The organism is Bradyrhizobium sp. NDS-1 (assembly GCF_032918005.1).
GTDB lineage: Bacteria > Pseudomonadota > Alphaproteobacteria > Rhizobiales > Xanthobacteraceae > Bradyrhizobium > Bradyrhizobium tunisiense.
Genome location: NZ_CP136628.1, coordinates 4,966,646 through 4,991,768, shown reverse-complemented (window position 1 = coordinate 4,991,768; position 25,123 = coordinate 4,966,646). Strand labels below are relative to the sequence as shown.

At 61.3% G+C, this 25,123-nt stretch carries 20 protein-coding genes and 2 pseudogenes; 10 read left to right on the top strand and 12 right to left on the bottom strand.

The features are described from left to right. Positions 1–20: 20 nt before the first annotated feature. From RX330_RS23680 to RX330_RS23670, 3 genes are all read right to left on the bottom strand, one after another. Positions 21–4,658 carry a DUF4082 domain-containing protein gene (locus RX330_RS23680; RefSeq protein ID WP_317240007.1) on the bottom strand — a complete coding sequence of 1,546 codons (4,638 nt, stop codon included), beginning with the start codon at positions 4,656–4,658 and terminating at the stop codon, positions 21–23. A gap of 283 nt (positions 4,659–4,941) precedes the next feature. Continuing rightward, on the bottom strand, positions 4,942–5,184 hold the full coding sequence (locus tag RX330_RS23675; protein ID WP_317240006.1) for an acyl carrier protein: 243 nt from the start codon (positions 5,182–5,184) through the stop codon (positions 4,942–4,944). After that, the gene (locus tag RX330_RS23670) at positions 5,171–7,096 is read right to left on the bottom strand and encodes an HAD-IIIC family phosphatase (RefSeq protein ID WP_317240005.1); all 1,926 of its coding nucleotides are present in this window, start codon (positions 7,094–7,096) and stop codon (positions 5,171–5,173) included. Before RX330_RS23670 ends, RX330_RS23675 begins: the two co-directional genes overlap by 14 nt. Positions 7,097–7,222: 126 nt before the next feature. Between RX330_RS23670 and RX330_RS23665 the strand changes: the two genes are divergently transcribed. Next, a complete protein-coding gene (locus RX330_RS23665) occupies positions 7,223–7,807 on the top strand; it encodes a GNAT family N-acetyltransferase (RefSeq protein WP_317240004.1) in 585 nt (194 codons plus the stop codon). Between the two features lie 241 nt (positions 7,808–8,048). Further along, positions 8,049–8,447, top strand: a complete 399-nt coding sequence (locus RX330_RS23660; protein ID WP_317240003.1) for a VOC family protein — start codon at positions 8,049–8,051, stop codon at positions 8,445–8,447. Here the strand turns inward: RX330_RS23660 and RX330_RS23655 are convergent. Continuing rightward, a complete protein-coding gene (locus RX330_RS23655) occupies positions 8,444–9,523 on the bottom strand; it encodes a hypothetical protein (RefSeq protein WP_317240002.1) in 1,080 nt (359 codons plus the stop codon). The genes RX330_RS23660 and RX330_RS23655 overlap by 4 nt on opposite strands. A 371-nt stretch (positions 9,524–9,894) precedes the next feature. Between RX330_RS23655 and RX330_RS23650 the strand changes: the two genes are divergently transcribed. Then, the gene (locus RX330_RS23650; RefSeq protein WP_375847664.1) at positions 9,895–10,116 is read left to right on the top strand and encodes a hypothetical protein; all 222 of its coding nucleotides are present in this window, start codon (positions 9,895–9,897) and stop codon (positions 10,114–10,116) included. 43 nt (positions 10,117–10,159) lie between these two features. Here RX330_RS23650 and RX330_RS23645 read toward each other — a convergent pair whose 3' ends face one another. Then, on the bottom strand, positions 10,160–10,504 hold the full coding sequence (locus RX330_RS23645) for an H-NS histone family protein (RefSeq protein WP_317240000.1): 345 nt from the start codon (positions 10,502–10,504) through the stop codon (positions 10,160–10,162). 942 nt (positions 10,505–11,446) lie between these two features. Between RX330_RS23645 and RX330_RS23640 the strand changes: the two genes are divergently transcribed. Both RX330_RS23640 and RX330_RS23635 read left to right on the top strand, forming a co-directional pair. Further along, complete coding sequence (locus tag RX330_RS23640) at positions 11,447–12,136, top strand: response regulator transcription factor (protein WP_317239999.1); 690 nt, start codon at positions 11,447–11,449, stop codon at positions 12,134–12,136. Positions 12,137–12,548: 412 nt separating this feature from the next. Next, a pseudogene (locus RX330_RS23635) lies at positions 12,549–12,818 on the top strand (hypothetical protein); the annotation flags it as partial. Between the two features lie 818 nt (positions 12,819–13,636). Here RX330_RS23635 and RX330_RS23630 read toward each other — a convergent pair. Next, the gene (locus tag RX330_RS23630; protein ID WP_317239998.1) at positions 13,637–14,422 is read right to left on the bottom strand and encodes a Crp/Fnr family transcriptional regulator; all 786 of its coding nucleotides are present in this window, start codon (positions 14,420–14,422) and stop codon (positions 13,637–13,639) included. A gap of 427 nt (positions 14,423–14,849) precedes the next feature. On the opposite strand from RX330_RS23630, the pseudogene RX330_RS35790 reads away from it, so the two are divergent. Further along, positions 14,850–15,016 (top strand): annotated as a pseudogene (locus RX330_RS35790) (ABC transporter ATP-binding protein); the annotation flags it as partial. A 219-nt stretch (positions 15,017–15,235) separates the two neighbouring features. Further along, complete coding sequence (locus RX330_RS23620; protein WP_317239997.1) at positions 15,236–15,883, top strand: nuclear transport factor 2 family protein; 648 nt, start codon at positions 15,236–15,238, stop codon at positions 15,881–15,883. 100 nt (positions 15,884–15,983) lie between these two features. On the opposite strand, the gene RX330_RS23615 is transcribed toward RX330_RS23620, so the two are convergent. Beyond that, entirely contained in the window at positions 15,984–16,538 is a 555-nt protein-coding gene (locus RX330_RS23615; protein ID WP_317239996.1) for a hypothetical protein, read from the bottom strand. A gap of 381 nt (positions 16,539–16,919) precedes the next feature. On the opposite strand from RX330_RS23615, the gene dusA reads away from it, so the two are divergent. Continuing rightward, on the top strand, positions 16,920–17,876 hold the full coding sequence (dusA, locus tag RX330_RS23610; protein ID WP_317239995.1) for a tRNA dihydrouridine(20/20a) synthase DusA: 957 nt from the start codon (positions 16,920–16,922) through the stop codon (positions 17,874–17,876). Positions 17,877–18,008: 132 nt separating this feature from the next. Here the strand turns inward: dusA and RX330_RS23605 are convergent, their stop codons facing one another. The 5 genes from RX330_RS23605 to RX330_RS23585 form a co-directional block, all read right to left on the bottom strand. Beyond that, complete coding sequence (locus tag RX330_RS23605; RefSeq protein WP_317239994.1) at positions 18,009–18,566, bottom strand: TIGR02281 family clan AA aspartic protease; 558 nt, start codon at positions 18,564–18,566, stop codon at positions 18,009–18,011. 28 nt (positions 18,567–18,594) lie between these two features. Beyond that, complete coding sequence (locus RX330_RS23600) at positions 18,595–18,798, bottom strand: DUF1289 domain-containing protein (protein ID WP_212092535.1); 204 nt, start codon at positions 18,796–18,798, stop codon at positions 18,595–18,597. A gap of 44 nt (positions 18,799–18,842) precedes the next feature. Continuing rightward, positions 18,843–20,438 carry a sensor histidine kinase gene (locus RX330_RS23595; RefSeq protein ID WP_317239993.1) on the bottom strand — a complete coding sequence of 532 codons (1,596 nt, stop codon included), beginning with the start codon at positions 20,436–20,438 and terminating at the stop codon, positions 18,843–18,845. 150 nt (positions 20,439–20,588) lie between these two features. Next, entirely contained in the window at positions 20,589–21,992 is a 1,404-nt protein-coding gene (locus tag RX330_RS23590) for a sodium:proton antiporter (RefSeq protein ID WP_317239992.1), read from the bottom strand. A 235-nt stretch (positions 21,993–22,227) separates the two neighbouring features. Next, positions 22,228–23,100 carry an NAD(P)-dependent oxidoreductase gene (locus RX330_RS23585; RefSeq protein WP_212092533.1) on the bottom strand — a complete coding sequence of 291 codons (873 nt, stop codon included), beginning with the start codon at positions 23,098–23,100 and terminating at the stop codon, positions 22,228–22,230. A 197-nt stretch (positions 23,101–23,297) separates the two neighbouring features. Between RX330_RS23585 and RX330_RS23580 the strand changes: the two genes are divergently transcribed. Both RX330_RS23580 and RX330_RS23575 read left to right on the top strand, forming a co-directional pair. Beyond that, positions 23,298–23,735 (top strand): VOC family protein, encoded by a 438-nt coding sequence (locus RX330_RS23580; protein WP_317239991.1) that lies wholly within the window; start codon positions 23,298–23,300, stop codon positions 23,733–23,735. A gap of 129 nt (positions 23,736–23,864) precedes the next feature. After that, a complete protein-coding gene (locus RX330_RS23575; protein ID WP_317239990.1) occupies positions 23,865–25,007 on the top strand; it encodes an Mrp/NBP35 family ATP-binding protein in 1,143 nt (380 codons plus the stop codon). Positions 25,008–25,123: the final 116 nt, after the last annotated feature.

The following is a 25,123-nucleotide window of genomic DNA, read 5'->3' as shown; positions in this document are numbered from 1 at the left end:
GAGAGCTGACGCGCCCGCCGTCAGGATACCGCGAGGCCCAGCGTGTTGCCGGCGGCGGTAGAGTCCACCCAACGCCGGATCGTGCCATCATATATGTCGGCTCCGTAGAGCCAGCCGTCGGGCCCTTTCTGCAGGTCCACAATGCCTTGCACGTTGTCCACCAACTGAACGCTTGCGATCTGCCGGTTCGCATCCAAGGTCGCGGCGAAGATCGTTCCGTTGTAGACGTCGTCGAAGAACATCGTGTTCTGGTTATAGAAATCCCCCGCGGTGATCACATGGGCATTGTCGGGTGCCCCGTGGCTAAGGGGCAGGATCGGGAACACGGCAGGCGGGTCCGACAAATTGTTGCGGTTGCCATTATCGTAGAAGGTGATCGCCTGGGAGAGGTTCTGGTAGCTGGCGGTTTTGTCCGGACCTTCAAAGTAAGGCCATCCGAAATTCGAGCCGGCGGGGCCCGTATTGATCTCGTCCCAGTTGTTCCAGCCCACGTCTCCGAGCACAGGCAGATTCGTGACGGGATCGAAGCTGAAGCGGTACGCGTTGCGAACGCCGTAGTAGAACACTTTCGACTGATTGCTGTTTGGGTCGCCGGCCTGATAATACGGATTGCCGGGCGCTCCCTCACCCGTAATGGGATCGATCCGCAAGAGCTTGCCCGAGAGATTGTGGATGTCCTGAACCCGCACTGCGCGGGGATCGACGAAGTTGTACGACGTGCCATCCCCGACCGTGAGGTAGAGATAGCCGTCGGGACCGAAATGAACGGCACCGATCGAATGCGAATCGCTGTCGGTTGCAAGATAGTCACGGATGTTCTGGTTCTGGATGCCGGCCCTGTCGGGATCGTTGTCCTGCGCTCCCGTCTCGATCTGGCTCGCGGGAGCCGTGATTGTGCTGCCGTTGACGATCCCGGAAGGAACAATGCTGAGATCACCGCCGCTGTTCGCGTCGGGACGGCTGGTATAGGCCCAGATGCTGTTCTTGCCGACCAGCACCACTTCGCTGGATGGATCGGCAATCATCGTGGTGGGGTCGACGGTGACTCTCACAAGACGGCTTGGTCGATTGCCAGCTCCATCGGGCGCTGCGAGCCCGCTCTGAGTAGCCGTCTCGGGCGGATCGTAAGTGTAGAGCAGGTAGACATAGTGGTCGCTTGCAAAATTCGGGTTCACGGCGATCCCCAGCAGCCCGCGATCGCCGGAATCATTGACCTCGCTCGAAAGGTCGATGAGCGGAGTCGATCGCAATGTGCCGTTGTCCACCACCCGCACCACGCCGTCCTTCTGCGCGACCAGCATGTAGCGGCCGTCGGGAGTCCAGTCCATCGCCGCAGGCTGGTTCAGACCCGTCACGGCGGTCTCGCCCACCAGGTTGCCGAGCGCGGGGTTGTCATTATCCAGGATCTTCACCGTCGTCGTCGCCTGGGAGCCGAGAGTGGCGCCCGTCGGGTTGCTCAAGGTGACGGTGAAGGTCTCGTCATTCTCCGGACTCGTGTCATTGACGATCGGTACCGAGATGGTCTGGCTCACCTGTCCAGCGGCAAAGGTCACCGTGCCGGATGTGGTCGTGTAGTCGGATCCCGCGAGTGCGCTGCCGCTGCTCGTCGTGAAGCCGACCGTGGCTGCTTGATTGACAGGCCCGCTGCGCAGCAACGTAATGGTCGCGGTCGGACTACTCTCTGCAACACTCAGGAGAACGTCCGCCATTGCGACTGTGCCGGGTGAATCGTTGTCGACGATCGTGACGAGCACAGTGCGTGCGGCTCCGAGTGATCCGGAGCCGGGATTCTGAAGGCCGATGGCGAACGTTTCGTTGCCTTCGGTCAGTTGATCGTCGACGATCGGGATGGTGAAGCTCTTCGTGCTCTCGCCGGGTTCGAAGACGATCTGGCCGGTGTTCGCCCGACCGTTGAAGGTAGGCTGGATGAAGTCCGATCCTGCCGTCGCGCTTCCGGCGGTGCCGATTTCGTTCGTCGTGTACTCGACGGTGTTTTGCGACGAGAGGTCGCCGGAGCGTGTGACGGTGACGGTAGCCGTGCCGGCTCCTTCACTGACATAGATCGTGGACGTGTTGAGGAGCGCGATGATGTTGGACGGGGCGAACACGACGTCGCGGAAGTAGTTTGCATTCTGATAGACGTTGGTCGGGAAAACGCCCTCGGTGTAGTCGAAGACGCCGGCGCCGACCGGCGCGTTCAGGATCTCATTGCTCATGCCGAACGCGAAGCCCTGGGTGGTGGAGACGTAGTAGCTGTTGATATTGACCGAGACCACGTAGGTCGTGCCGGCCGCGATGGTGAGCGGCGTGGCAAGGGCCGCCTGCTGCCAGCCCGATGCGCCTTCATTGGTGAACGTGACGGTCGCCAGCTCCTGGCCCGTTGCCGACCAGATGTGGCCGACATGGGTGCCGGTCTCGTTCGAGGCCTTGTAGTACCGGATTGCCTGGATCACGCCGGACGTGTCGGCGGTGAAGCGCATCCCCAACTCATAGTCCGCCGCCGCTCCGTCGGTGGCATTGGTGTTGACCGGCGTCTGGGTGGTGAACAGGGTGGTGGTGGCGCTCGCGGCGCCGACCGTCGCCGTGGCCGGGCTGGTTACGTTCTCGGCGGTGCCGAGCTGGTCGGTGTAGGTGGCGTCTACGCGGATCCGCTTGCCGACGAGGCTGCTGTCGAGGGTGAGGCTCGCGGTGGTGGCGGACAGATTCGTCCAGGTGGTGCCGTCGGGGCTGCTCTGCCAGCGATAGGTGATGCTCGCCGGGACGCCGTCGGGATCCACGACGCTGGCCGTCAGCGTCTGGTTCTGGGTTGCCGTGCCGCTGATCGTGACCATGCCGACGTCGTTGACATTGGCCACTTTCGTGGCGGTCGCGGCGCTCACCGGGGTCTCGCTGCTGCCCAGGGAGTCCGTGTAGACGGCGTTGACACGTATGAAGCTGCCGACCAGGGACTGCCCGAGCGTCAGCGCGCTCGCCGTCGCGCCCGTGATGTTGGTCCACGAGTTGCCGTTCGTGCTTTGCTGCCATTGATAGGTGATGTTGGCCGGCACGCCATCGGCATCGCTCACCGTCGCGGTCAAGGTCTGGTTCTGCGTCGGCGTCCCGCTGATGCTCACCGTGCCCGGGTGGTTGTTAGGGTTGGTCGCGCTCGCAGCGAACACGACGTCGCGGAAGTAGTTTGTATTCTGATAGACGTTGGTCGGGAAAACGCCCTCGGTGTAGTCGAAGACGCCGGCGCCGACCGGCGCGTTCAGGATCTCATTGCTCATGCCGAACGCGAAGCCCTGGGTGGTGGAGACGTAGTAGCTGTTGATATTGACCGAGACCACGTAGGTCGTGCCAGCGGCGATGGTGAGCGGCGTGGCGAGCGCCTGCTGCTGCCAGCCCGATGCGCCTTCATTGGTGAACGTGACGGTAGCCAGCTCCTGGCCCGTTGCCGACCAGATGTGGCCGACATGGGTGCCGGTCTCGTTCGAGGCCTTGTAGTACCGGATTGCCTGGATCACGCCGGACGTGTCGGCGGTGAAGCGCATCCCCAACTCATAGTCCGCCGCCGCTCCGTCGGTGGCATTGGTGTTGACCGGCGTCTGGGTGGTGAACAGGGTGGTGGTGGCGCTCGCGGCGCCGACCGTCGCCGTGGCCGGGCTGGTTACGTTCTCGGCGGTGCCGAGCTGGTCGGTGTAGGTGGCGTCTACGCGGATCCGCTTGCCGACGAGGCTGCTGTCGAGGGTGAGGCTCGCGGTGGTGGCGGACAGATTCGTCCAGGTGGTGCCGTCGGGGCTGCTCTGCCAGCGATAGGTGATGCTCGCCGGGACGCCGTCGGGATCCACGACGCTGGCCGTCAGCGTCTGGTTCTGGGTCGCCGTGCCGCTGATCGTGACCATGCCGACGTCGTTGACATTGGCCACTTTCGTGGCGGTCGCGGCGCTCACCGGGGTCTCGCTGCTGCCCAGGGAGTCCGTGTAGACGGCGTTGACACGTATGAAGCTGCCGACCAGGGACTGCCCGAGCGTCAGCGTGCTCGCCGTCGCGCCCGTGATGTTGGTCCACGAGTTGCCGTTCGTGCTTCGCTGCCATTGATAGGTGATGTTGGCTGGCACGCCATCGGCATCGCTCACCGTCGCGGTCAAGGTCTGGTTCTGCGTCGGCGTCCCGCTGACGCTCACCGTGCCCGGGTGGTTGTTAGGGTTGGTCGCGCTCGCAGCGAACACGACGTCGCGGAAGTAGTTTGCATTCTGATAGGTCGCGGTCGGGAAGACGCCCTCGGCGTAGTCGAAGACGCCGGCGCCGACCGGCGCGTTCAGGCCGCCATTGCTGATACCGGACGCGAAGCCCTGGGTGGTGGAGACGTAGTAGCTGTTGATATTGACCGAGACCACGTAGGTCGTGCCAGCGGCGATGGTGAGCGGCGTGGCGAGCGCCTGCTGCTGCCAGCCCGATGCGCCTTCATTGGTGAACGTGACGGTAGCCAGCTCCTGGCCCGTTGCCGACCAGATGTGGCCGACATGGGTGCCGGTCTCGTTCGAGGCCTTGTAGTACCGGATTGCCTGGATCACGCCGGACGTGTCGGCGGTGAAGCGCATCCCCAGTTCATAATCCGCCCCAGTCCCGTCCGTGGCATTGGTGTTGGCCGGAGTCTGGGTGGTGAACAAACTTGCCATCTTTGTTCTCCGCGCAGTCGAGTCCTGTTGGTGAATTGACAAATCAAACGGCCGAAATCGAAGTTTCCAAAATTAGAAGCGATCAGCACGTGCGCGAAGGTAGATTTCTCTTGAAGGATGTGCTGCTGGTTTCCTCTGAGTTCATGAAAAGCTGGTTGGCGTGGCTTCCGCTCCCTCTCAGACGAACGGTCGCGGGAGCAAGCTATGCGAATCGGTCGGGCGTACGCCGACACCAAAAGCTGGCGCGCCGCGATTCCCGCGTTTTACCTCCGAGTCCCAGCCCTTATGCCTCCATCCGTTTCGCGATCAGATCGGCAAACTCACCCAAGTTGCGCGCCGCCTCGACCTCGCCAACCCGAAATCGGACGCGAAACTTCTGCTCGACGGCGATGACGAGGGAGATCTGCATGAGCGAGTCCCACTCCTCGACATCGGCCGCCGAGAGCTCGGGCTTGGCCGCGACCTTCTCCAGGAATATCCCGTCGAACACCTCCTGCAGCTTCGCCAATATCTCAGCCTGCTTCATAAGCCCTCCGGGTCACGCGGATCGTTGTCGAGCGCATCTGATAGTTCTCTACCTCGAGCTCGAATTCTTTTCTGGCGGCGGAGTCTTTCCCACGCGCGAAGCCGAATTCCTCGTAGATTCCGGCGACGATCCCGTTTTTGGCAGTCGGGAGATAAATGCCGCGCACTTTCACGCAACCGGCTGCCTCTGCAAGTCGAAATATCTCGTTCATGATCGCGTCCTCGACCTGGCGCTTGAGCACGCGGCAGCTCATGAGCCAGGTATCGAGAATGAAGACGCCGTTCTCGATCTTGGCAATGACTACGGAGATGAGCCCAGAATCACCGAACCGATCCTCCAGCCGCATCGTGAAGCACCGGTAGTCCGGCCTTCCTAGAAGTCCCTGGATCTCGGTCTCGGACCGACGGACCGTCGTCAGGTTAAACTGGTTGCTGCGCGCGACCAGCTGGGCAATGCGGGGGACGTCGAGGATATCGAACTCCTTGATCCTGCCTCGCATCTCAAGCGAGGCGAGGTAGGCCGGCATGTCGGTTACGCTCGCCGCGAGCTCCGCACGTCGCCGTTCTTGCCTGTACTGCGCCGTCCGCTCGAGGTCCTCCTCGGTAACGTTCCGTGGCTCGAAATGTCGCCCGGCCTGCAGGCGGCTGATGAATTCGGCGGGGTCTGGCCCGAGGAGAACGCCTGCGACCTGGGGCTGAAATTGACGGACAATCTCGATTTCAGCCGGGTTGTCGTCGGCGAACACGAAGCTATCCAGACCAAGGCCGAGTTCATCCGCGATCCGCTGCAGGTTGTCGGATTTCGGGTCCCAATTCGCCTTGAAGGCTGCGAAGTGCTCCAGGCGGAGAACCATCTCGGGATGTTTCTCGAAAACTTCGACCGCGCGCTCATGATCGTTCTTGCTGCATATCGCAAGCAGGACGCCGCGCTGGGAAAGCCCAAGCAGGTACTTCTGGAAGGCCTTGAAAGCTTCGCCGCGAGGAGAGGAATCGCCGAGCTCGATTCCCTCGACACCGTCTTCCGCGATCACGCCGCCCCACAGCGTGTGATCGAGATCGATTGCCAATACCTTCTTGGGGCCTTGCTTCCGGGAGGCGATCAGATGGCTCAGCTCTTGCGCGATGTCGACCAGAAAGTCAGGTGAGCCGAGCTGCTTGGATTCATACCACGCTCGCGCGTCCGCCGCGGCTGAGATTCCCCGGCGCGCCGAGAGGAACTCGATGTCGCAGATTTGCACGTCCGTTGGGGCCCGGAGCCCGAGCTCGAGGTTTACCGCCTTTCGGAAACTCCAATCGGCACCAAGCGTGCGTGACCGAAACGAGCCGAGATCGAGATCGCCCGGCAGCGCAAAATTGGCGAGGATCACCACCGCGCCTGAGCGTGCGGTGAAAGTCTGCGCGAGGTTGAGGAGGTGCTCGGCGGCGCCGATTGCGGCTTCGCGCTGATGTTCCACGGCATTGAGGAGCGAACCGGAAAATCGGCAGTGGTTCGCGTTCGGCAATATGAAGACGAGATCCGGCTTGAAGGCGTAGAGTGGGCTCGAGCCGTCGAGGATTTCCGAGACGAAATTGTTGTAATCGCCGAGGAAGCGCTCGCACTCGACCCCACGAATGGCCAGGAGATGTTCGACCAGCTCGTGCAACGGATAAAGGTTGTAGCCTCCAATCAAGGCGAGGCGGAGTCGTGGCCGGGCGCTATCGGGCGCATGGAGCTTCGCCTTTTTTCGGAGCGTCGACAGAAAGAACAGCTCGGAAAAGCTCGACGCTTGCCGCGAGCGGGCGACGAGATGCCCCCAGAACGCGACATCGCCAGATAACGCCAGGGATTTGAGCTCGGCATCAGTGATGGGCTGGTCCGGAAATACGGCTGCAACGGCGAGAATGGTGGCCTCCATCGAGGACAGCGGCATCATTTTGATTGATTGCCATCTACATTAAATAATGGTAAAGCTCGGGTCAATTAAATAAATTTAAATGTCTTGTTAAGGTGCAATAAATACATGATGGCGCACGTGGGACAGGAGCCGCCGAGCACAGGCATGCTTTTCACCAAGGCGGAGAATCTCAAACGCCTTCCCGAAGGAAATAACCTGTTCCTGCGAGAGGTCCGACTGGAGGATTCCGCGCAAATCATCGCTTGGCGGAACGATCCCATTCTCGGCAAGTTCCTGACCCGCGAAAAGCTGACCTTGGCCCAGCAGGAAGAATTTTTCCGGAAATATCAGGCGAGGGTGGACGACTACTATTTCATTGCAGAATTCAAGCGCTCTAAGAAGCCGGCTGCCAGCATCGCGCTTGCCAACCTGGATTTCGCGGCGAGACAGGGCGAAGTCGCGCGGTTGATCGTCGATCCCGGCGCGCGTCTCTTCCTGGCAGAGATATTCGACCTGCTATTTGCGTTTGCATTCGAGCAGCTCGGACTTTCGGTCGTCGTCGCCAAAGTGCAAAGTAAGAACGCGCCCGCAAAGAACTTCCATATTCGCCTTGGTTTCCAGATCGAAAAGATTGCACCGAATGCTTGGTGGAACGGCGATGACGTGATCACGTTTCGAATGTCGCGCGAAGATTATCCGCGGTTGAAGCAGGCATGGTCGGCGCTGCTCTTCGATGCGCGCGAAAGTTAAATTGTCCGAGCGGCCAACGATCAGCAGGAGCAACCCTTCGCGCTCCCGAGGCGGCGGATTCACGCCTGGAGTTGGGAGCTGCTCCTGGGCACCCCATGACAGCGCCTGGATCATGGATCCTTTGCCTCGTCCGGACTGCGCAGCACCGGAGGAAATTTCCTGTCGATTACCTGCGCGCGAGGATCGACAATCCCGGTCTTTCTAGTCCGGCCGAACGGGCCAAGGACGAGAGGAACAGCAGATGGAGTTGCATTTTCATCATGTGGGAATGGCGTGCCGAAACATCGCGGCGGAGTTGCCCGAACTGGCGGTGGCTGGCTACAGTCCCGAAGGACCTATGTTTGAGGACCAGATCCAGCAGGTTCGCATTCAATTCGTATCAGGCGGCGGTCCGCGCCTGGAGCTCATTGAGCCGGCCGGCGCAGAATCCCCCGTGGCGGGGGTCCTGAAGCGCGGCAGTAAATTTTACCATCTTGCCTACGAAGTGGCTCGCCTCGACGAAGCGATCGCCTGCTTCAGGGCGCAGCAATATCTTCCGGTATCCTCACCTGCGCCCGCAGTTGCGTTCGACAAGCGCCGCATAGTGTTTCTAGCCTCCGCAACGCTCACGCTCATCGAGCTCATCGAGGCGAAGGCCTAGCAAATAGGCGGTTGACCGGAATGCTGCGTAACGAGTTGCGCGAGTCCATCAGACGAAACAGTTCTGCTGCGCCGAACCCACTCGGCAGCGCGTAGTCCGCCTGCCTGCAATCTCACGATCGGTTCAGGGCCGATCTCCGACAGCAGAATGCCCATATGCCCCGGTCCCGGAGGCTCTGTTGGCCAAACGCCCAGGCCATTTGCTGACAATGCGGATCGATCTACATCGCCCCAGAACTGCACGACAATGGCACCAGCGGGCGCGCACGCAGCGAGGTGAGCTGCTTCCGGCGAACCGATACGAGGCTCAGCCGTCGGTCGCAGCGCAACGATGATTGCATCCCACTGGTCCCGAAACACAGCCCGGACGTCGTGGAAGACCTCCACACTTGCTCCATAACAGGCGAGACCGGAGCGAAGCGAGCCAATAAACTCATTGTCACACAGCACAGCAATGCGATTCTTGTAAACGGATAAACCGCAATCGTGCAGTTGCTTCACGCATAGCGGACCGAGAAACGAGAAGACATCGACTGACTGATGGCGTTCGTTCACGCCGACGATCGGAATTCCGCGCCGCAGGCATGCTTGCATGTCGAGGTCCTTGGGGCGAAATTCCCAGGCCTCGAACATCAAGGCGATAACGGCGTCCTTTGGCAGCTCATCAATGAGCGCAGCGGTAAGAGGCCGAAGGTGGCCGCTATTGGTTACGATATCCGTCTGGTGGAGGATATCCGGGGTGATCTGCTCCAAGACCTCAATGCGATGGGCAACACCGACCGAATCTGCGAGCTTTAGGGTCTGTTCCCTGGCTTCAGCCGAGGTGCCGTGTGGCGTGGTTCTCGTGAAGGCATAGACGTGCCTGGCTCCGGCCATCGATGCGAGAACGGCCGTCACGGCATACGCGCCCGTCGCCGCCTCGGTGAGAACCGTTAGTTCCGAAAGGTCCAGGAGGGTTCCGGTAAGGGCTCGGCTCATCAGGGCGCCCATACGCGGCAATGAGAATCCCGGTCGCAAGGCGGTGTCGAAGCCAGATCGAAACTGCCCGAATGCTGCATCGGCCTCGGCTCCGATCATGGACTGCTTCCTTCGCCAGTTGAGAGTAGGGGTCGTTTTTGCGGATGTGCCGTGGCTGCTCTAGGCTCGTTTGCGACAAAGGCGGCGGCCAAAGAGTGATGCACCTCATTTGAGGAATTAAAATTATAATGTTTCTAATTTAAAAGAGTCAAACGTGCCGTGTGTGTATAACACGTATGGTATAAGTCGCCCCTCGCATCTTGCGGGGGCGTTGCGGGCCGCACTTGACCAGGAATTCACCTCCAGCCGTGTGCGCAACGGCAGCGTCGCTTCCGATAGGCTGGCAATTTATATCTGGAGATTAACATATTTAACTTGCGGCGCATTAGAATTCGCTTATTTTTAAGTCCGACAATCGCAGGATGGCGCCGATGAGCCAATTCGACAGCGACCGTGACGACCGACGTGAGTTCTTGAGGAGCTGCGGAAAATTTGCCGCCGTCACTCCGCCCGTGATGACTTTGCTGCTTTCGACCTCTTTGACCTCAACCGCCATTGCCAGCTCTGGCGGAAAGATTGTGCAGGGCAATAATGGTAAGGGCAACGGTGGTGGCGACGGCACCCCCAACGGCAAAGAGGATGGTACTCGCTAAAATCCCCGGTCCTGACACCGGCGTGCCCGTGACGGTCAGAGGCTCAGCCGGTCCGGCGCCGCCTTTGTGCGGACGAGCGATCGATCAAGAGATCGTTTAGTTTCTTACCAGCTCGTAGCTGCGCTTTGAGCCATCGAGGTTGCTTGCCGCGACCGGACCAGGTTTCTGACGGGTTCTTCGGGTTCTGATATTTCGGTAGCACCGGGGGGTAGGGGCGGCGCTGACGTTCCCGGTTTGGGGACGAAGCGGCGGTCCCCTCAATCTTGCGCAGCCGCTCTTCGAGCTTGGCCTTTTCCGCGGTCATCCTGCGACTGAGAAGGGTCGTGACCTCATCGTAAAGCCGCCACAGCTCCGCTGTGGCCAAGTTGGCCCAGTCACCCTTCTCCATGGAAGCCGTCCCCAGCTACTTTCGAATCGAAGCGGAGGGGGATTATCAGGTCATACCAGGGTTGGGCAAGCGCGATCCGCGCCCGCGCTGACGCTCGTGTGCAGCGCAGTACTTGGTGCTAGCGGTTGAGACTGCGTCCCCGACGGCGCGGTCGCTTCCCAAGCACCCTCCGTCCGGAGGCTCGTCGCTTGGGCTCAAGCAATCGCTGCTCAGCTTTCAACACGCGATTACGTAAGTTCTGCAATTCGGTGAATTGAACGATAAGGGCCTTATGTGTTTGACGCAAAACTGCCGAAGAATACATGTGACCACCTACTCATGGCCAACGACGACCGTGCTTTTCATTGAAATTGCTGACATGACGAAATTCAGCTTCAAGCGCGGCACTTCATTGGTACTACACGGGCTGCGATCAACCGCAGCCTTGGTCTGTCCTTGATTCCCAGTCGTTGCATTGATGAATAGTAATACGTTTTCACCTCTCTTTCCGCGGGGGGCCTTCATGAACGGCCCTCGCTCAGTGAAACTTCGTCGAATGTTAGATTTGAATCGTGAATGTCCCTATATATCGTTGGTAATATCCGGCTCTAGCCAAGTTAGTTGGATGTTGACCATAATAGTAATGCTCCGAACAGTAGCTTAATGACATCCTTGGAGTGAATTGTAAGATCGCGGCTATCAAAAATTGCAGACGAAAAGTCACTATCCTCGAAGAATTCGCGGTTTTAAGTTTTGCGTCGAGCACCGCATTGTTACGGTGCTGCACTCATTCTCTGAGCGAGCTACGGTAGCGTGGCCATCAAGCGTTGCCGCCCGGTGCTGTCTCAGGCCTGAGATCCTGCGACGTTATGACGGAGCTTAACGGTTATATCTCGCGCGTCTCAAAAGGAGGGTCGGATTAAGCGGCCGCAAGCGGGGTTGATAGCAACAGGCAAGGGAAGCATGCGCCGTATCAGAATTGTCATCGCTGATCGACACCCGATCGTCTTGCAAGGGATCAGGAGCGTTCTTGCGGCGCAGCATGATTTTGCGGTCGTTGCTTCTTGCAGCAATGGCGCAAGCTGTATCGAGGCAATTCGATTTCTTACGCCGGACGTCGCGCTTGTCGATGCTGCACTGCCCGACTTCAATCGACGGCAGATCCTCGCCCCTGCAAACGAGGTCGACCCACGTGCTCCGATAATCTTCTTCACCGGTATTATGGGCGACAGTGAGTTGCAAAGGCTGGCCTTGGATGGCCCCTGCATCGTCCTCTCGAAGGATTCGGACGTCGAGATGCTGGTCGCAACCCTGCGGAAAACAGCCCAAGGCCAAGCGGCGGCCTCGCCGAGCACTGGGCCGGTCAGCGATGACCCCCGGGCCGGTGTGAAGCCCCTGACACAACTAACTGACCGGGAGCGGCAGATCATGCGGCTCGTATCGGAGGGGCTATCGAACAAGGAGATTGGGCGTCGGTTGAATCTTTCCGACGGCACGATCAAGGTCCACCTTCATCATATCTTCCAGAAGCTGGATATCAGCAATCGTACGGTTCTCGCGGCTTTGGCGATTTCGCGAAGCGAACTGCATGCAGCGCCGGGTGAGCTGGATTCCCTTGATCTGTTGCGTCAGAATCCGGCCAGCGCGAATTGACGGGTACGTCTGGCGCCTTCGGGAGTGTGCGTGTGGGCCGGTCTATCCCGGGGCCAGATGCTCAATCATGTCGCGGCAGGCCCCTTCGGCCTCGGCCAACGTTCGAAAGGGCGATCCGCCAATCTTGATCGCGACCTGGTTGTTGTGAAGCGGACGCCAACTCGCCAGGTAGCCGGAGCGTCCGATTTAAAACATTATTATATATTAAATTAACTCTCAACCACTAATTTTCTTGTCCTAATGGAGGTTGCTGAACGTGCGTGTCCCGGCCGTAACGCCGGCACTTTCCGCCGTTCTGCCCGATTCCTCAGCGCACCTTGCCGGCGTCGTGACCCGAGACGGCAACGAAAACGATGATCGGCGGGCGTTTTTGAAAACCTGCGGAAGATTTGCAACCGTGACGCCCCCTGTTATGACGCTGCTTCTGTCCACCTCCCTGACCTCAAAAGCCATTGCACGTTCGGGCGGTCTGCACGCGGCGAGGCATAGCGACAGCAGTCAATCGTTCTTCGACAATGATCGGTCGTCCGCGACCGGGCCGGCGAGCTCCAGCGGCGGATCATCAGGGGGTGGGGGATCACCTGGCGGTCGTCCTGCCGGATCTTCTCGTGCCGGAGGGACATCCGGCGGCGGATCCGGGGGTAGCAGCGGGTCCGGTCCTGGCGGAGGCAATGCCAAAGGGCCCTTCGCAACCGGCGGCAGCTCTGGAATTCCAAGCGCAAATGGTGGGGTCGATTGCGCAGAAGAGAACGAGGACAAGCGAAAGGCCGATTGCCCCGGAGCTAATACTCGCATTTCCAGTGCGACCGAGACCGGCCGGTAGGAGCCTCTCAGCCCGGCGAGGCTGTGGGCGCTATACGGCTAGGCAAGGCTGGGCCCTTTGCTCCGGCGCGCTGAACACTGGCCGAAAGCAGATCTAAACAGCCGAGCGGCCTCTTGACGCACCGCCGCAGCTCTTTTGCGAACGCAACTTGCCAAATGTTAGTGCGGGTGTCCTGGAATTGCATAATTTTCCCGACTCTCGAAGTTGGGCGACTTCTTCCCAAGAACGTCGATCAGGAGGCGCGTCATGAATAGCCACTTTCAAGCCGGCGATCCCGGGGCTCTCCTTCGAGAGCGTCTCGAAGCGCTTGTCTCCCAACTCGCCGAGCTTGAGAAGCTCAGAGAGCGGGTAGGTCGAGAGGAAAGTCGTCAGCGCGAGCTGCGCAAGGCGGCAGGTCCCTTAGCCCATTTCGGACCGCGAGCGGCCGTTCTGGCTTCGCAGAGGCAAAGCTCGTGCCTGCGCTCCTTGGTCCCAATAGGTCCGGTGTAACGAGCACCGCAGGGAGGATGAAATGAGGGATGTCTCTAGTTGGCTTCGGCCGGGAGCCAGCCCCAAAGCTGCAAAGTTCTTGAGCTCGCTTCCGCGCGCAGGACTGGGCGATTGTCACGACGGGGTCTCGCGCAGGTTTTGCGGAACTGCAAAGGTGCGCACGTTTCGTTCGCGAAAGCAAACGGGCTTTAAGAGCTTGTCCCGGCTCTTCGGCTAGCAGGCAAGTCGCCGCGCGCTCGCCCCCCGCGAGCTAGCCCGAGCGCGCCCTGTGAAACTATCCGATCGATCTCGCGGCTCATGACTCTGTAGCATTCGCATGCCAACGCTTCGAGCCGCGGTCGATCAATCTCGAGCTGGCCGCGCCGATTGGATTTCAGCGCTCTTGATGCGCGCATTGTGCTCACGACATGTGTGACTGTGGTGCGGCGGACGCCCAGCAATTCCGACAATGTTTCCTGGGTCAGCGGGAGAAGATCGCTTCCATTCGCTCGATCGTGAATGTGAAGCAGCCAGCGCGCCAGGCGAGCTTCGACAGAATGCAGTGCATTGCAGGCCGCCACGTGCTGAAGCTGCGTCAACAACGATCTCGTGGAGACCTGCACCATGGATGTGATTGAAGGGCTGCGATGTTGCGCTGCCAGAAACTGCACCGGCGAGATCTGCAGCGCAGACCCTGACAGGCGAACGATCGCCGTCGCAGGCGAGTGGGATGCTCCAAGCGCTGACGTCAGACCCACAGCCCCCTCATGGCCGATTATCGCTGCGGCAACAGTTTGCCCGTTCGGCAGCTCCACGATAGCGGCGATCGCGCCGCTCAAGGGAAAGAGAATATGTTCGATCCGATCGCCCGATCGGATCAGCACGGAATCGCGTTCGATTTTGACTTTCCGCAGATGAGGCGCCAGCAAAGAAAAATCTGCTGGCGGCAACGTTGCTAGCAAGCGATTGCCTACTCTGGTGGTGTGGTCCATCATGGGATCGCCCCCGACGGATGCCCCGGCTCTAGAACACATGCCGGTTTGTCGAACTGCTCTCCTGAGCGTCAGCTCAACAGCAAGCCAACCGGCCAACACACATATGGTTCCCCAGCAATGGTGAGCATGCGCAGGCCGACAACCGCCCGGCGGAGATCCAGTGCCTCCGGCTAAGCCTGCCGCTCGGCAGGACCTCCGCCGGCATGAACCAGAAGAGCCCCTCTGAATGGTGACATCCGTTTTGCAGGTTAGATCGCACCTTCGTGTGGGCGGGATCTAAAGGCCGGTTTGACGCGCAGCAGACGTTACTTCTACTAAGTCAGTTGGTCGCGGCTGTTGGAGCATGAGAATCAAATATTGGTCGAGATTCGGATTTGGGAGAGCCAGATGAGTCTCACCCATCAGCGGAGAAGTCGAAGCGATCTGCCGCGCACGTATCGGCATTGCCCGCGCTATTGCGTGCAGGCCGCGTTTGCTGGCGCTCGATGAGCCTATTGCGCGCTGGATTTCTCGGTGCAGGCCGTCGTGCTGCAGCTGCTCGACCGGCTTCGGCGCGAGGAGGATGTCGACTTGGCCGAGTTCAGCCTCGATCTGCCGACACGCGCTTCAGTGACCAAGAGATCGGCAAAATCCCAGACCAAGGCGAGGGCGGTGTGACCACCGCGCCTGATTGCTTCTGCCGTACGGTCAACCGCGGCCGGATCGATATCGCCTAGCGCGATGCGTGCGCCCTTCCGAATCGGAGCGATGCTTGTCTTCGCAATGCTAGCTGGGTGGGCGACGGTCGCCAAATCCGAAGATCAGGACAGTCCCGTGGCAGTCGTCAAGGCGCTCTACGCGGCCTTTGATGTCGGCGATATGGAAAAGATCAAGAGCCTCATCGCGCCCGATGCGACGTGGACCTATTATGGTCCGGAGTATGCGCTTCCGTTTGCAGGGGTGCGCAAGGGACCGGATGGGGTCGCGGACTTCTTCGTGAAGGTCGATGACACTCTCACCGAACCCGGGGCTAGTCAACGTGAGTTCATCGCGTCGGGAGATCAGGTGGCGGTGCCGGGCACCGAGGAAAGTACGGTCAAGGAGACGGGAGAGCACTACGTTGTGAATAATCTCCATCTCTGGAAGGTGGCGAACGGAAAGATCGTCCGTTTCGAGGAATACATCGACAGCGGTACGGTACTAGAAGCGTTCATGGCGGCTGACGCACAGCGAGGCAGGGCTTTCTTTACGACCTGCGCCGGCTGTCATGGCAATGGAGCTCAAGGCCGCGACGAGATGTTCGCACCAAATTTGACGGGGCAGCACTCAGAATATCTCATCAAACAGTTACGGAGCTTCAGATCCGGGATGCGCGGCAAGGTCGACGATCCCCACGGCTTTCAGATGCGAGGACGCGCCTCGCTTCGAACAGACGGCTCGTTCCTCGTGACGCATCGTGGAAGTGCAAGTCTTCGATCTTGAGTTCATCGCATGCCCGGCACTTACGGACCTATGGTTATGGGGAAAGACCCGCCCGTAGCCTCGCGTCACAATTCGCTGCTGTAGCACGACCTCCCACGCATCATAGCCCATTAGGTAGGTTGAGCAAAGGCACTTTCTGGTCGTTTCCATCCTTATTCCTCGGGTCCTTTCTGTCCTGAATAACCACCAGTCGTTTTTTCATGTCAACCAGCGGCCACTCGGGTTTGCAGATCTCTTCCTGGCGCAATGTCGTTGCGACGGCAAATCTCACGATCCGCCCCATCGGTATGAATTGCCGACGATTTGTCTCGAAGTATTCGATGAGTTCTTCGAGTTCATCTTGCGTGGGCCGTCGGTCGCGCTCTTTGCTCTTTCCGACCAGATTGAGGTGAGTTAACGCGACACGTGCGAGGCGTGTTTCTTCGGCTGAGACCTCAATACCGTGCACGGCGGCGGCGTGCGTTATGATTGTGCGGATGAAGGACATGTCGATCGCCAACGTCGCGGGGCCGGCGCCTTGCTTGGCGCGCTTTCTTCCGAACTCGATCAACCGCTCTCGATTGAGCGCGGTCAGCTTTACACTGCCGAGCTCAGTTTTCAGCGAGGTCATCACAGCAGCTTTTGATCGGCGAGGGGGCTTGCCGACTTCGCGCATGTCGTCGTCGTGCAGGTCAACCAGATCGCAAACGTGTGAACGTTCCGGGTCACGCGCGGCTTGGACGATCCGTTGCGGTCAATGTTGCGCTCCATTTCGAGCGCCCATTCTTCGCCGTCCTTGCGCCGTCGGAAGGTCTCAGCCACATAACGTGTCTTGCGGCGGACTTGGACGCGCCAGTTTCCGGATGCCAATTGAGTGAAGGTCGCCACGCGTGTGCACTCCGGCTTTCGTGTGCACTATGTGTGCACCGAGAGGTCAAAACGGGTACAAACGTGTGCAGTTTCGGCTAGTTTGGAGTGCACACGTTCGTGCTTCATCCCATTGAGAGTGTAAGGTAAATCATTGGAATCGCAACACTATCGCTTTTCTGTGGCACCCATGATGGATTGGACTGACCGGCACTGCCGGGTGTTCCATCGTCACCTGACGCGGCGGGCGCTGCTTTACACCGAGATGCTGACGACCGGCGCCATCATTCATGGCGACCGGGCGCGGCTGCTCGGGTTCGACGCGATCGAGCATCCGGTCGCGCTTCAACTTGGTGGCTCGGATCCGCGGGAGCTCGCGCAGGCGGCGGCGATCGGCGAGGCGTTCGGCTATGACGAGATCAATCTCAACGTCGGTTGCCCGTCCGATCGCGTGAAGGATGGTCGTTTTGGCGCCTGCCTCATGGCGGAACCGGAGCTGGTGGCGAGGTGCGTGGAAGCCATGAAGCGCGCAGTCGCCGTTCCCGTCACGGTGAAGTGCCGTATCGGCATTGACGATCAGGATCCGGAGGTTGCGCTTGATGCGCTTGCGCGCGCCGTGGTCGCTTCCGGCTGCGACGCTCTGATCGTGCATGCCCGCAAGGCTTGGCTCAACGGTTTGTCTCCAAAGGAGAACCGCGACATCCCGCCGCTCGACTATGAGCGTGTCTATCGCCTCAAGCGTGCCATGCCCGGCGTGCCCGTGATCATCAATGGGGGCATTCCCGGTATCGATGAGGCGAAGGCGCATCTCGAACATGTCGATGGCGTGATGCTCGGCCGCGCCGCCTATCAGGAGCCGTGGCGGCTGCTCGCTGTCGATTCCGATATCTTCGGCGAGGCGCCCCCGCATGGATCCATGCAGGACGCGCTCGCGGCGATGATGCCCTATATCGAGCTGCACCTCGCGCGCGGCACGCGGCTGCATGCGATCACACGGCATTTCGTCGGCGCATTCCATGCCGTGCCCGGCGCAAGGGCCTTCCGCCGCCATCTCGCCGAGCAGGGCGTGAAGCCGGGCGCGGGCCTCGAGGTGCTACGCGATGCGATCGCGCGCGTCGGTGCGCGTGCGCCGGCCGAGGCGGCGTAACTCGGCTAAAGCATGATCCGGAAAGGTGCGCAGCGGTTTCCCCTCGCGACAAACGCGGAACGCGTTTGCGCGGAGATCATGCTTGAACAACGAGCTTAAGCGCGATGGCTATTTATCCCATCGCATCGCGCTTTAGTCGATCGCCGTGCGGGAGCGGCGGTGGGCGCTCTGAAGTTCGGGATAGCCCGTGAGCATCAGCTTGTCGGCGCGGACGCCCCAGCTCTCCAGGCGATCGAGGAAGCTCATGCCGAGCAGGTTGGTCTTCATCTGCCCCCGCTGGACGACGAGGGCCGGCACTGATTTTTCAACGAGATGGCCAACGGAGAGGCGGTCGAGCGTGAGGCGGGCCGCCTTGGTATAGCCGCCGGCGGTTTCGAGATCGACGTCGTATTCGAGCATCTCGAGCGGCAGTCCGATGGCTTTCGCGGTTTCCCAGGTCAGCACGACCGAAGTCGCACCGGTATCGATCACCATCGGCGCCGCGACACCATTGATCTTCGCCCGCAGCGCAAATTCGCCGCCCTGGCCGCGGGGGATCTGCACGGCGGGGGCAGGCGGCGCCGTCGTCTGTGCGCGAAAAATGTGTGAGACCTTGTGGCTGGCGCGGGCGATCTGCTCGGGATCGCCATAGGCGACGACCGCACCTGCCGTGCCGGCGAGCATGACGAGAACGAGGAGGAGGCGGATCATTGCGCGCCTCCGCGGGCGCGCAGGCCATTCAGGTGCTTTTCGGCGATCCCGCGATCGGCACAAGTCCCGCTTCCGTCATGCGGGCCGGCAACCGGGCCATGAGCGCGAGCCGGTCGGCGCTTTCCATGGCGTGCCAGCGCGCGATCTCGGGCAAGGTCCGGCCGCAGCCGAAGCATAGCTTGGTCCTGGGATCGATCATGCAGACGGCGACACACGGCGTTTCTTTGCTCATTCGGACATAGTGGGGGATTGTCGGACATGTCTGCAAGCATCTGGTTAAGAGCCCGTACCTGCGCTCATGATCGGCTTGTTGCGGGGCCGGCGCTTCTCGTCGGGCAGTGCGGCACTCTCCGGTTGGAGCGGTGGAGAATCGTCCGACAGCGGCGCAAGCGCGCTCATCACGCGTTCCGGCGGGAAGGTGACGATCACCTCGGTGCCGATGCGCAGCTTGGATTTCAGCGTGAACGTGCCGCCATGCAGGTCGATCAGATTCTTGGCGATCGGCAGGCCGAGGCCGGCGCCCTGTTCGGCCGACTTGATCGAGTTGGAGCCTTGGCCGAACGAGGCGAGCACGACCGGGATCTCGTCCTCGGGTATGCCGGAACCGGTATCCTTCACCGAGAGATATTGTCCGCCCGAGGCGGTCCAGCCGGCCTTGAGCCAGATCTCGCCGCCCTGCGGGGTGAACTTGATCGAGTTGGAGAGCAGGTTGAGCACGACCTGGCGGATCGCGCGCTCGTCTGCCCAGAGCCGCGGCATGGCCTGCTCGAACACTTCGTGGATGGTGATGCCGCGGCTCGAGGCACGCAGCTTCATCAGATGATGGCAGTCGGCGACGATGCCGACCAGCGACACCGCTTCCTCGTTCAGCTCGTAGCGGCCGGCCTCGATCCGCGACAGGTCGAGGATCTCGTTGATGAGGTTGAGCAGGTGCACGCCGGAATTATGGATGTCCGCGGAGTACTCCTTGTAGACCGGCACCGCATGCGCGCCGAAGATCTCGCTTTTCATCACCTCGGAGAAGCCGAGGATGGCATTGAGCGGCGTCCGCAGCTCGTGGCTCATCTGCGCGAGGAAGCGCGACTTGGCGACGTTGGCGGATTCGGCGCGGTGGCGGGCTTCATCCGAGATCGCTTTGGCCTGTTCGAGCTCGCCGATCAGCGCGTCCTTCTCGGCGCGTGCTTCCAGCGTGGCGAAGGTGGAGGAGTGCAGGCGATGCGCCAGCAGCACGAAGTAGCCTTCGGCGCCGAGCGCGAGCGCAGCCAGGACGTAATTGTCCAGGGAGCCGGTCATCGCGAAGCTCAGCGCCATCGCGACCGCGACCGGCGCGGTGGCGGCAAGGGCTGCGATTGGCAGATTGGCGGCGAGCATGCTCGATACTGCGATCACCAGCAGCATCAGGAACATCATCAGCGTTTCCGTGACCAGGTCGAGCAGGGGATGGATCAGGATCGCCATCCAGCACAGGCCATAGAGCAGGTCGAGCACGACGAAGCGCGTCCGCCATGCCCGCGTCGCGGCTGGAGAGCTGGGCTCGGTCAGGAACCGCCGGCAACTGCGGATCATGGCGCCGTGAATGCAGAGCATGCCCGCGGTCCAGGCGGCGGCCGGGATCGGCTGCATCCACAGCCCGAACAGCACGCCGGTCGCGACCACCAGCAGCATCACGACATAGGAAGCCGACAGCCGGGTCTGGGCGTATTGGCGCAGCATCTCGGCGTCGAAGGCGGGCCGGGTCCCGCTGGTCGATGTTAACTTGTCGCGCGCCTCGCGCACCCGCTGCGCCGCAGCCCTTCGGCTGCTCGCCGATGGAGCGCTCACCGGCTCGGCCGGAAGCTGTACAACCTCGGGCTTTTCAGCGGGGTTACTCATCAAGCAACACGATTCCTACCCACGCCGGACGCGGGCCTTCTGCATTGTCTATCTCTGGCAACAAATCCTTAAGAGGTGACTTAAGGAGCTAAAGAATTACGTTAACCCGGCGTTAATTTCCGGCCAGTTCGGCCTCGTTCCGCGGTCGCGTTACCTGAAGAAGACGAGCGTAACTAATGCGAATACAGGCAGCAGCAGCGCGGAGCTCCAAGCCATGTAACCGAAGAAGCCCGGCATTGCGATGCCGCCGGATCGCGCGATCGCGTAAACCATGAAGTTGGGCGCGTTGCCGATGTAGGAGTTTGCGCCCATGAACACGGCACCTGCAGAGATCGCGGCAAGGGTCAAGGCGCCATTCGTCATCAGATGCTTGGCGTCGCCTCCGGCAAGTTCAAAGAAGACCAGATAGGTCGGTGCATTGTCGAGGAAGGATGAGAGCAGGCCGGTCAACCAGAAATATGCGGCATTGTTCGGCGTGCCGTCGGCGTTGGTGACCATGTTCACGACGGAGGAAAACGCGCCGGATCGGCCCGCGTTGAGGATCGCAAGCACGGGAATGATGGTGATGAAAATGGCGGCGAATAGCTTGGCCACTTCGATCATGGGGCCCCAAGAGAAGCCGTTCGCGTCGTGATCCTCTTTTGACGTGGCAGCGAGGGATGCGAACACGACGCCGATCATGATTGCATCGCGGACCAGGTTCTGCACTTGAAGGTGCGTGCCGAGAATGTCGAACCCGCCGAGGTCGAACTTGGCGCTGAACAGGATCGCGGCGACGATGACGCCCATCAGAACGAAATTGAGGCCGCCGCTGATCCGCAAGGGATTGTCGGGAGTTGGGTCGGGTTTGACGCGGCCTTCCTTGCGATACAGATAAGCATCGATGCAAAAGAAGAGGGCGAGCAGAATCCAGGCCGCGAACGTGGTCTGAGGGAACAGATGTGTCGTCGTCCAGAAGAAGTCCACGCCGCGCAGGAATCCCAGAAACAGCGGCGGATCACCCAAAGGCGAGAGTGAGCCGCCGATGTTGGACACCAGAAAGATGAAGAAGATGACGACATGCGCGTTATGGCGGCGGTCGTCATTGGCGCGGATCACCGGCCGGATCATGACCATCGACGCGCCGGTCGTGCCGATGACGCTCGCGATCAGAGTGCCCATGGCGAGCAGCAGTGTATTCAGAACCGGGGAGCCGTGAAGATTGCCACGCACCACGATTCCGCCGGCGACGGTGAACAGAGCGAGGAGCAGCAGAATGAACGGGATATATTCCAGCAGGGCGGTATGAACGAGCGCCTGGATGGTTGGAAGCGGGCCGTACCAGATTGCAAGCGGCAGCACGATCAGGGCGGCCCACATGGCGGCGATCTTGCCCTGGTGGTGCTCCCAGAAATGGGGCGCTGCGAGCGGGAATATCGCGATCGACAGCAGCATGCCGGCAAACGGGAGCGCCCATTGTGGGCGAAGGCTGGCGCCATCGAGCGATGCGGCCAGCGCCTGCGAAGGTGATGCGGCGGCCAGAACCAGGATGGCAACGAAGAGCAGGCTGGTCATGAGGCGGGACCGCCGCCGACGGATCCCATGCCCGGCGAGCTCGGTGTGTCCCCGTCGAAGCTCCGGCGCGACGCCGACACGGGCAGGGACCAGAATGGCGGCGATCACGCTAAGCAAGGCTCCCCCCGAACGCTATAATTGTTTCGGCTCGCCCGCTTAACCGAAACATCGTCGCGACCGAGGTCGCGCCGATGTCCGGATGCTGCGCGACCGCCGATGAGGCCGCAGCAGAGCGTCAGCGTTGCAGACGCGCGAGCAGGCTCGACGTATCCCAGCGCTTGCCGCCCATCTTTTCGACCTCGGCGTAGAACTGGTCCACGAGTGCCGTCACCGGCAGCGTGGCGCCGTTGCGGCGGGCTTCAGCCAGAGAGATCGAGAGGTCCTTGCGCATCCATTCGACAGCGAAGCCGAAATCGTATTTGTCGTCGTTCATGGTCTTGTAGCGATTTTCCATCTGCCACGACTGCGCGGCGCCCTTGGAGATGGTCTCGATCACCGCGGCGACGTCGAGGCCGCTCTTCTTGGCGAAGTGGATACCTTCGGAGAGACCCTGCACCAGACCGGCGATGCAGATCTGATTGACCATTTTCGTCAGTTGGCCGCTTCCGGCGGGCCCGAGCAGCTTGCACATCCGCGCATAGGCGCCCGTGATGATCGGCTCGGCGCCGGAATAGGCATCCTGCGCGCCGCCGCACATCACCGTCAGCACGCCGTTCTCCGCGCCGGCCTGGCCGCCGGAGACCGGTGCATCGACGAATTTGAAGCCGGCCTTGGTGGCGGCTGCGTCCAGCTCGCGTGCGACCTCGGCGGAGGCGGTGGTGTGATCGACGAAGGTCGCACCCTTCTTCATGCCGGCGAAGGCGCCGTCGGCGCCGATCGTGACCGAGCGCAGATCATTGTCATTGCCGACGCAGCACATCACGAAATCCTGGCCCTCGGCGGCGGCCTTCGGGGTCGCCGCGGTCTTGCCACCGAATTTGTCCGCCCATTCCTTCGCCTTGGCCGCGGTGCGGTTGTAGACGGTGACCTCATGGCCCCCTTTTTTCACGAGGTGTCCGGCCATGGGGAAGCCCATGACGCCGAGACCGAGGAAAGCGATTTTAGCCATGTGTGGTACCTTGTCCGTAGCTTGAGTTTTACGGTTGTATCCGGGCGATGGCGCCTGGCGGCGCCCTCCGAGTTCCGCTTCGGGGCGGACCGGAGGCGCACCATAAACCGTTAAGCCGGGAGGGCAACGGCTTCGTTTGGCGACCCCCTGTGCTAGGATGGCGGGACCAAGAGGACTTCGAAAAAGGGAGCGAGAGCATGGGCAGCGTGAGCGTTGGCGTCCTCGATCATTTCAACATCCGGACCCGGAATCTGGCCGAGACCGTCCGCTTCTACGAGGATGTGCTGGGTCTGGAAATAGGTGCCCGGCCGAACTTCGCCTTCCCAGGCGCCTGGATGTACAGCGAGGGCAAACCGGTGGTGCATCTCGTCGATATTTCTGCGACGGCTGAGCCACAAAAGCCGGATTCCGGCGTTGTCCACCACGTCGCCTTCGTCAGCCGCGGCTTTGACGGCATGAAGCAGCGGCTGACATCCAAGGGGATGAAATTCGACTCCCGCCAGGTGCCCGGCGGCGACCTCTGGCAGATCTTCGTTCACGACCCCAACGGGGTCATGATCGAGCTGAATTACGAGGCTGCCAGGGAGCAGGGGGCGGCGCCTGCCGAGATGGCTGACGATATCGGGCGGCAGTAGCCTTTTGGGCGTTTCCGCTCTAATGGGGCATCCTAAAGTCTCGAGCATGACCTTGCCGGAAGGCCGCTCCGCGCTTTGCGCTGGCGCGGCCCTCCGGGTTCGGATCAGGCTCCGTTCAGGAGATGCGCTTTGAGCGTGACGCAGCAACAGGTTCGCGACAGCCTCGCCAGGATCAAATCGCCCCGTGGGGTCGCGCTCACCAATGCCAATGTGCTGAGCGCCATCAGCGCGTCCGATGGCAAGGTGTTCTTCTCGATCAATGTCGACGCCGCCGAGGCCAGGGCCTGGGAATCCATCCGGGCCGAGGCCGAGGCCGCCGTGCGTGCCATTCCCGGCGTCACCACCGTCATGGTGGCGCTGACGGCCGAGCGCAAGCCGGGCTCCGCACCTCCACCTCCACCGCCGCCGCAACCCAGCCGTGGCGCGCCGGGCGTGCAGCCGGTCCATGCCCACAAGCCGCCACAGGGGGGCCAATCGCCGATGGCGCGGCAGTCGGAGATCCCGGGCGTCGCCGCCGTGATCGCGGTCGCCTCCGGCAAGGGTGGCGTCGGCAAGTCGACCACTGCGCTGAACCTGGCGCTGGGTCTGCGCGACCTCGGCCTCAAGGTGGGGTTGCTCGATGCCGACATCTACGGCCCCTCGGTGCCGCGCCTGACGGGCCTGCACGACAAGCCGGAACTGAACGACGAGCGCAAAATGATTCCGCTTCGGCGGTTCGGCCTCGCCATCATGTCGATCGGCTTCCTGGTCGAGGAAGAGACCGCGATGATCTGGCGCGGTCCCATGGTGATGTCGGCGGTGACGCAGATGCTGCGCGATGTCGAATGGGGGCGGCTCGACGTTCTCGTGGTCGACATGCCGCCCGGGACCGGTGATGCCCAGCTCACGCTGGCGCAGAACGTACCGCTCAAGGGCGCCGTGATCGTCTCCACCCCCCAGGACCTGTCTCTGATCGATGCGCGGCGGGGACTTGCCATGTTCAAGAAGGTCAACGTGCCTGTGCTCGGCATCGTCGAGAACATGAGCTACTTCCAGTGCCCGCATTGCGGCACGCGGTCGGACATTTTCGGCCATGGCGGGGCGCGGCACGAGGCCGAGAAGCTCGAAGTACCGTTCCTCGGCGAGATCCCGCTGCACATGGCGATTCGCGCCAGCTCGGACGCCGGCAATCCCGTCGTCGATAGCGAGCCGGACGGTCCCCATGCGGCGATCTACCGCGCCATTGCAGGCCAGGTCCGGGACCAGCTCAAGGGCGTCATCGCGGCGGCCTGATGAGGCCGCCCGAGACATGCGACTTTCGTAGAGCCCCGTCATGCCATTGTCGCGTTCCGCAACCGGGGCTTCCGTGGTAAAGGCCCACGGCAGTCAAGCCCCTTCGGTTCGACGCG

What these genes read in the sequence shown, in the direction of transcription:
- RX330_RS23680 (WP_317240007.1), bottom strand. Translation starts at nt 4,658, where the DNA reads ATGGCAAGTTTGTTCACCACCCAGACTCCGGCCAACACCAATGCCACG.
- RX330_RS23675 (WP_317240006.1), bottom strand. Translation starts at nt 5,184, where the DNA reads ATGAAGCAGGCTGAGATATTGGCGAAGCTGCAGGAGGTGTTCGACGGG.
- RX330_RS23670 (WP_317240005.1), bottom strand. Translation starts at nt 7,096, where the DNA reads ATGATGCCGCTGTCCTCGATGGAGGCCACCATTCTCGCCGTTGCAGCC.
- RX330_RS23665 (WP_317240004.1), top strand. Translation starts at nt 7,223, where the DNA reads ATGCTTTTCACCAAGGCGGAGAATCTCAAACGCCTTCCCGAAGGAAAT.
- RX330_RS23660 (WP_317240003.1), top strand. Translation starts at nt 8,049, where the DNA reads ATGGAGTTGCATTTTCATCATGTGGGAATGGCGTGCCGAAACATCGCG.
- RX330_RS23655 (WP_317240002.1), bottom strand. Translation starts at nt 9,523, where the DNA reads ATGATCGGAGCCGAGGCCGATGCAGCATTCGGGCAGTTTCGATCTGGC.
- RX330_RS23650 (WP_375847664.1), top strand. Translation starts at nt 9,895, where the DNA reads ATGAGCCAATTCGACAGCGACCGTGACGACCGACGTGAGTTCTTGAGG.
- RX330_RS23645 (WP_317240000.1), bottom strand. Translation starts at nt 10,504, where the DNA reads ATGGAGAAGGGTGACTGGGCCAACTTGGCCACAGCGGAGCTGTGGCGG.
- RX330_RS23640 (WP_317239999.1), top strand. Translation starts at nt 11,447, where the DNA reads ATGCGCCGTATCAGAATTGTCATCGCTGATCGACACCCGATCGTCTTG.
- RX330_RS23630 (WP_317239998.1), bottom strand. Translation starts at nt 14,422, where the DNA reads ATGATGGACCACACCACCAGAGTAGGCAATCGCTTGCTAGCAACGTTG.
- RX330_RS23615 (WP_317239996.1), bottom strand. Translation starts at nt 16,538, where the DNA reads ATGCGCGAAGTCGGCAAGCCCCCTCGCCGATCAAAAGCTGCTGTGATG.
- dusA (WP_317239995.1), top strand. Translation starts at nt 16,920, where the DNA reads ATGATGGATTGGACTGACCGGCACTGCCGGGTGTTCCATCGTCACCTG.
- RX330_RS23605 (WP_317239994.1), bottom strand. Translation starts at nt 18,566, where the DNA reads ATGATCCGCCTCCTCCTCGTTCTCGTCATGCTCGCCGGCACGGCAGGT.
- RX330_RS23600 (WP_212092535.1), bottom strand. Translation starts at nt 18,798, where the DNA reads ATGAGCAAAGAAACGCCGTGTGTCGCCGTCTGCATGATCGATCCCAGG.
- RX330_RS23595 (WP_317239993.1), bottom strand. Translation starts at nt 20,438, where the DNA reads ATGAGTAACCCCGCTGAAAAGCCCGAGGTTGTACAGCTTCCGGCCGAG.
- RX330_RS23590 (WP_317239992.1), bottom strand. Translation starts at nt 21,992, where the DNA reads ATGACCAGCCTGCTCTTCGTTGCCATCCTGGTTCTGGCCGCCGCATCA.
- RX330_RS23585 (WP_212092533.1), bottom strand. Translation starts at nt 23,100, where the DNA reads ATGGCTAAAATCGCTTTCCTCGGTCTCGGCGTCATGGGCTTCCCCATG.
- RX330_RS23580 (WP_317239991.1), top strand. Translation starts at nt 23,298, where the DNA reads ATGGGCAGCGTGAGCGTTGGCGTCCTCGATCATTTCAACATCCGGACC.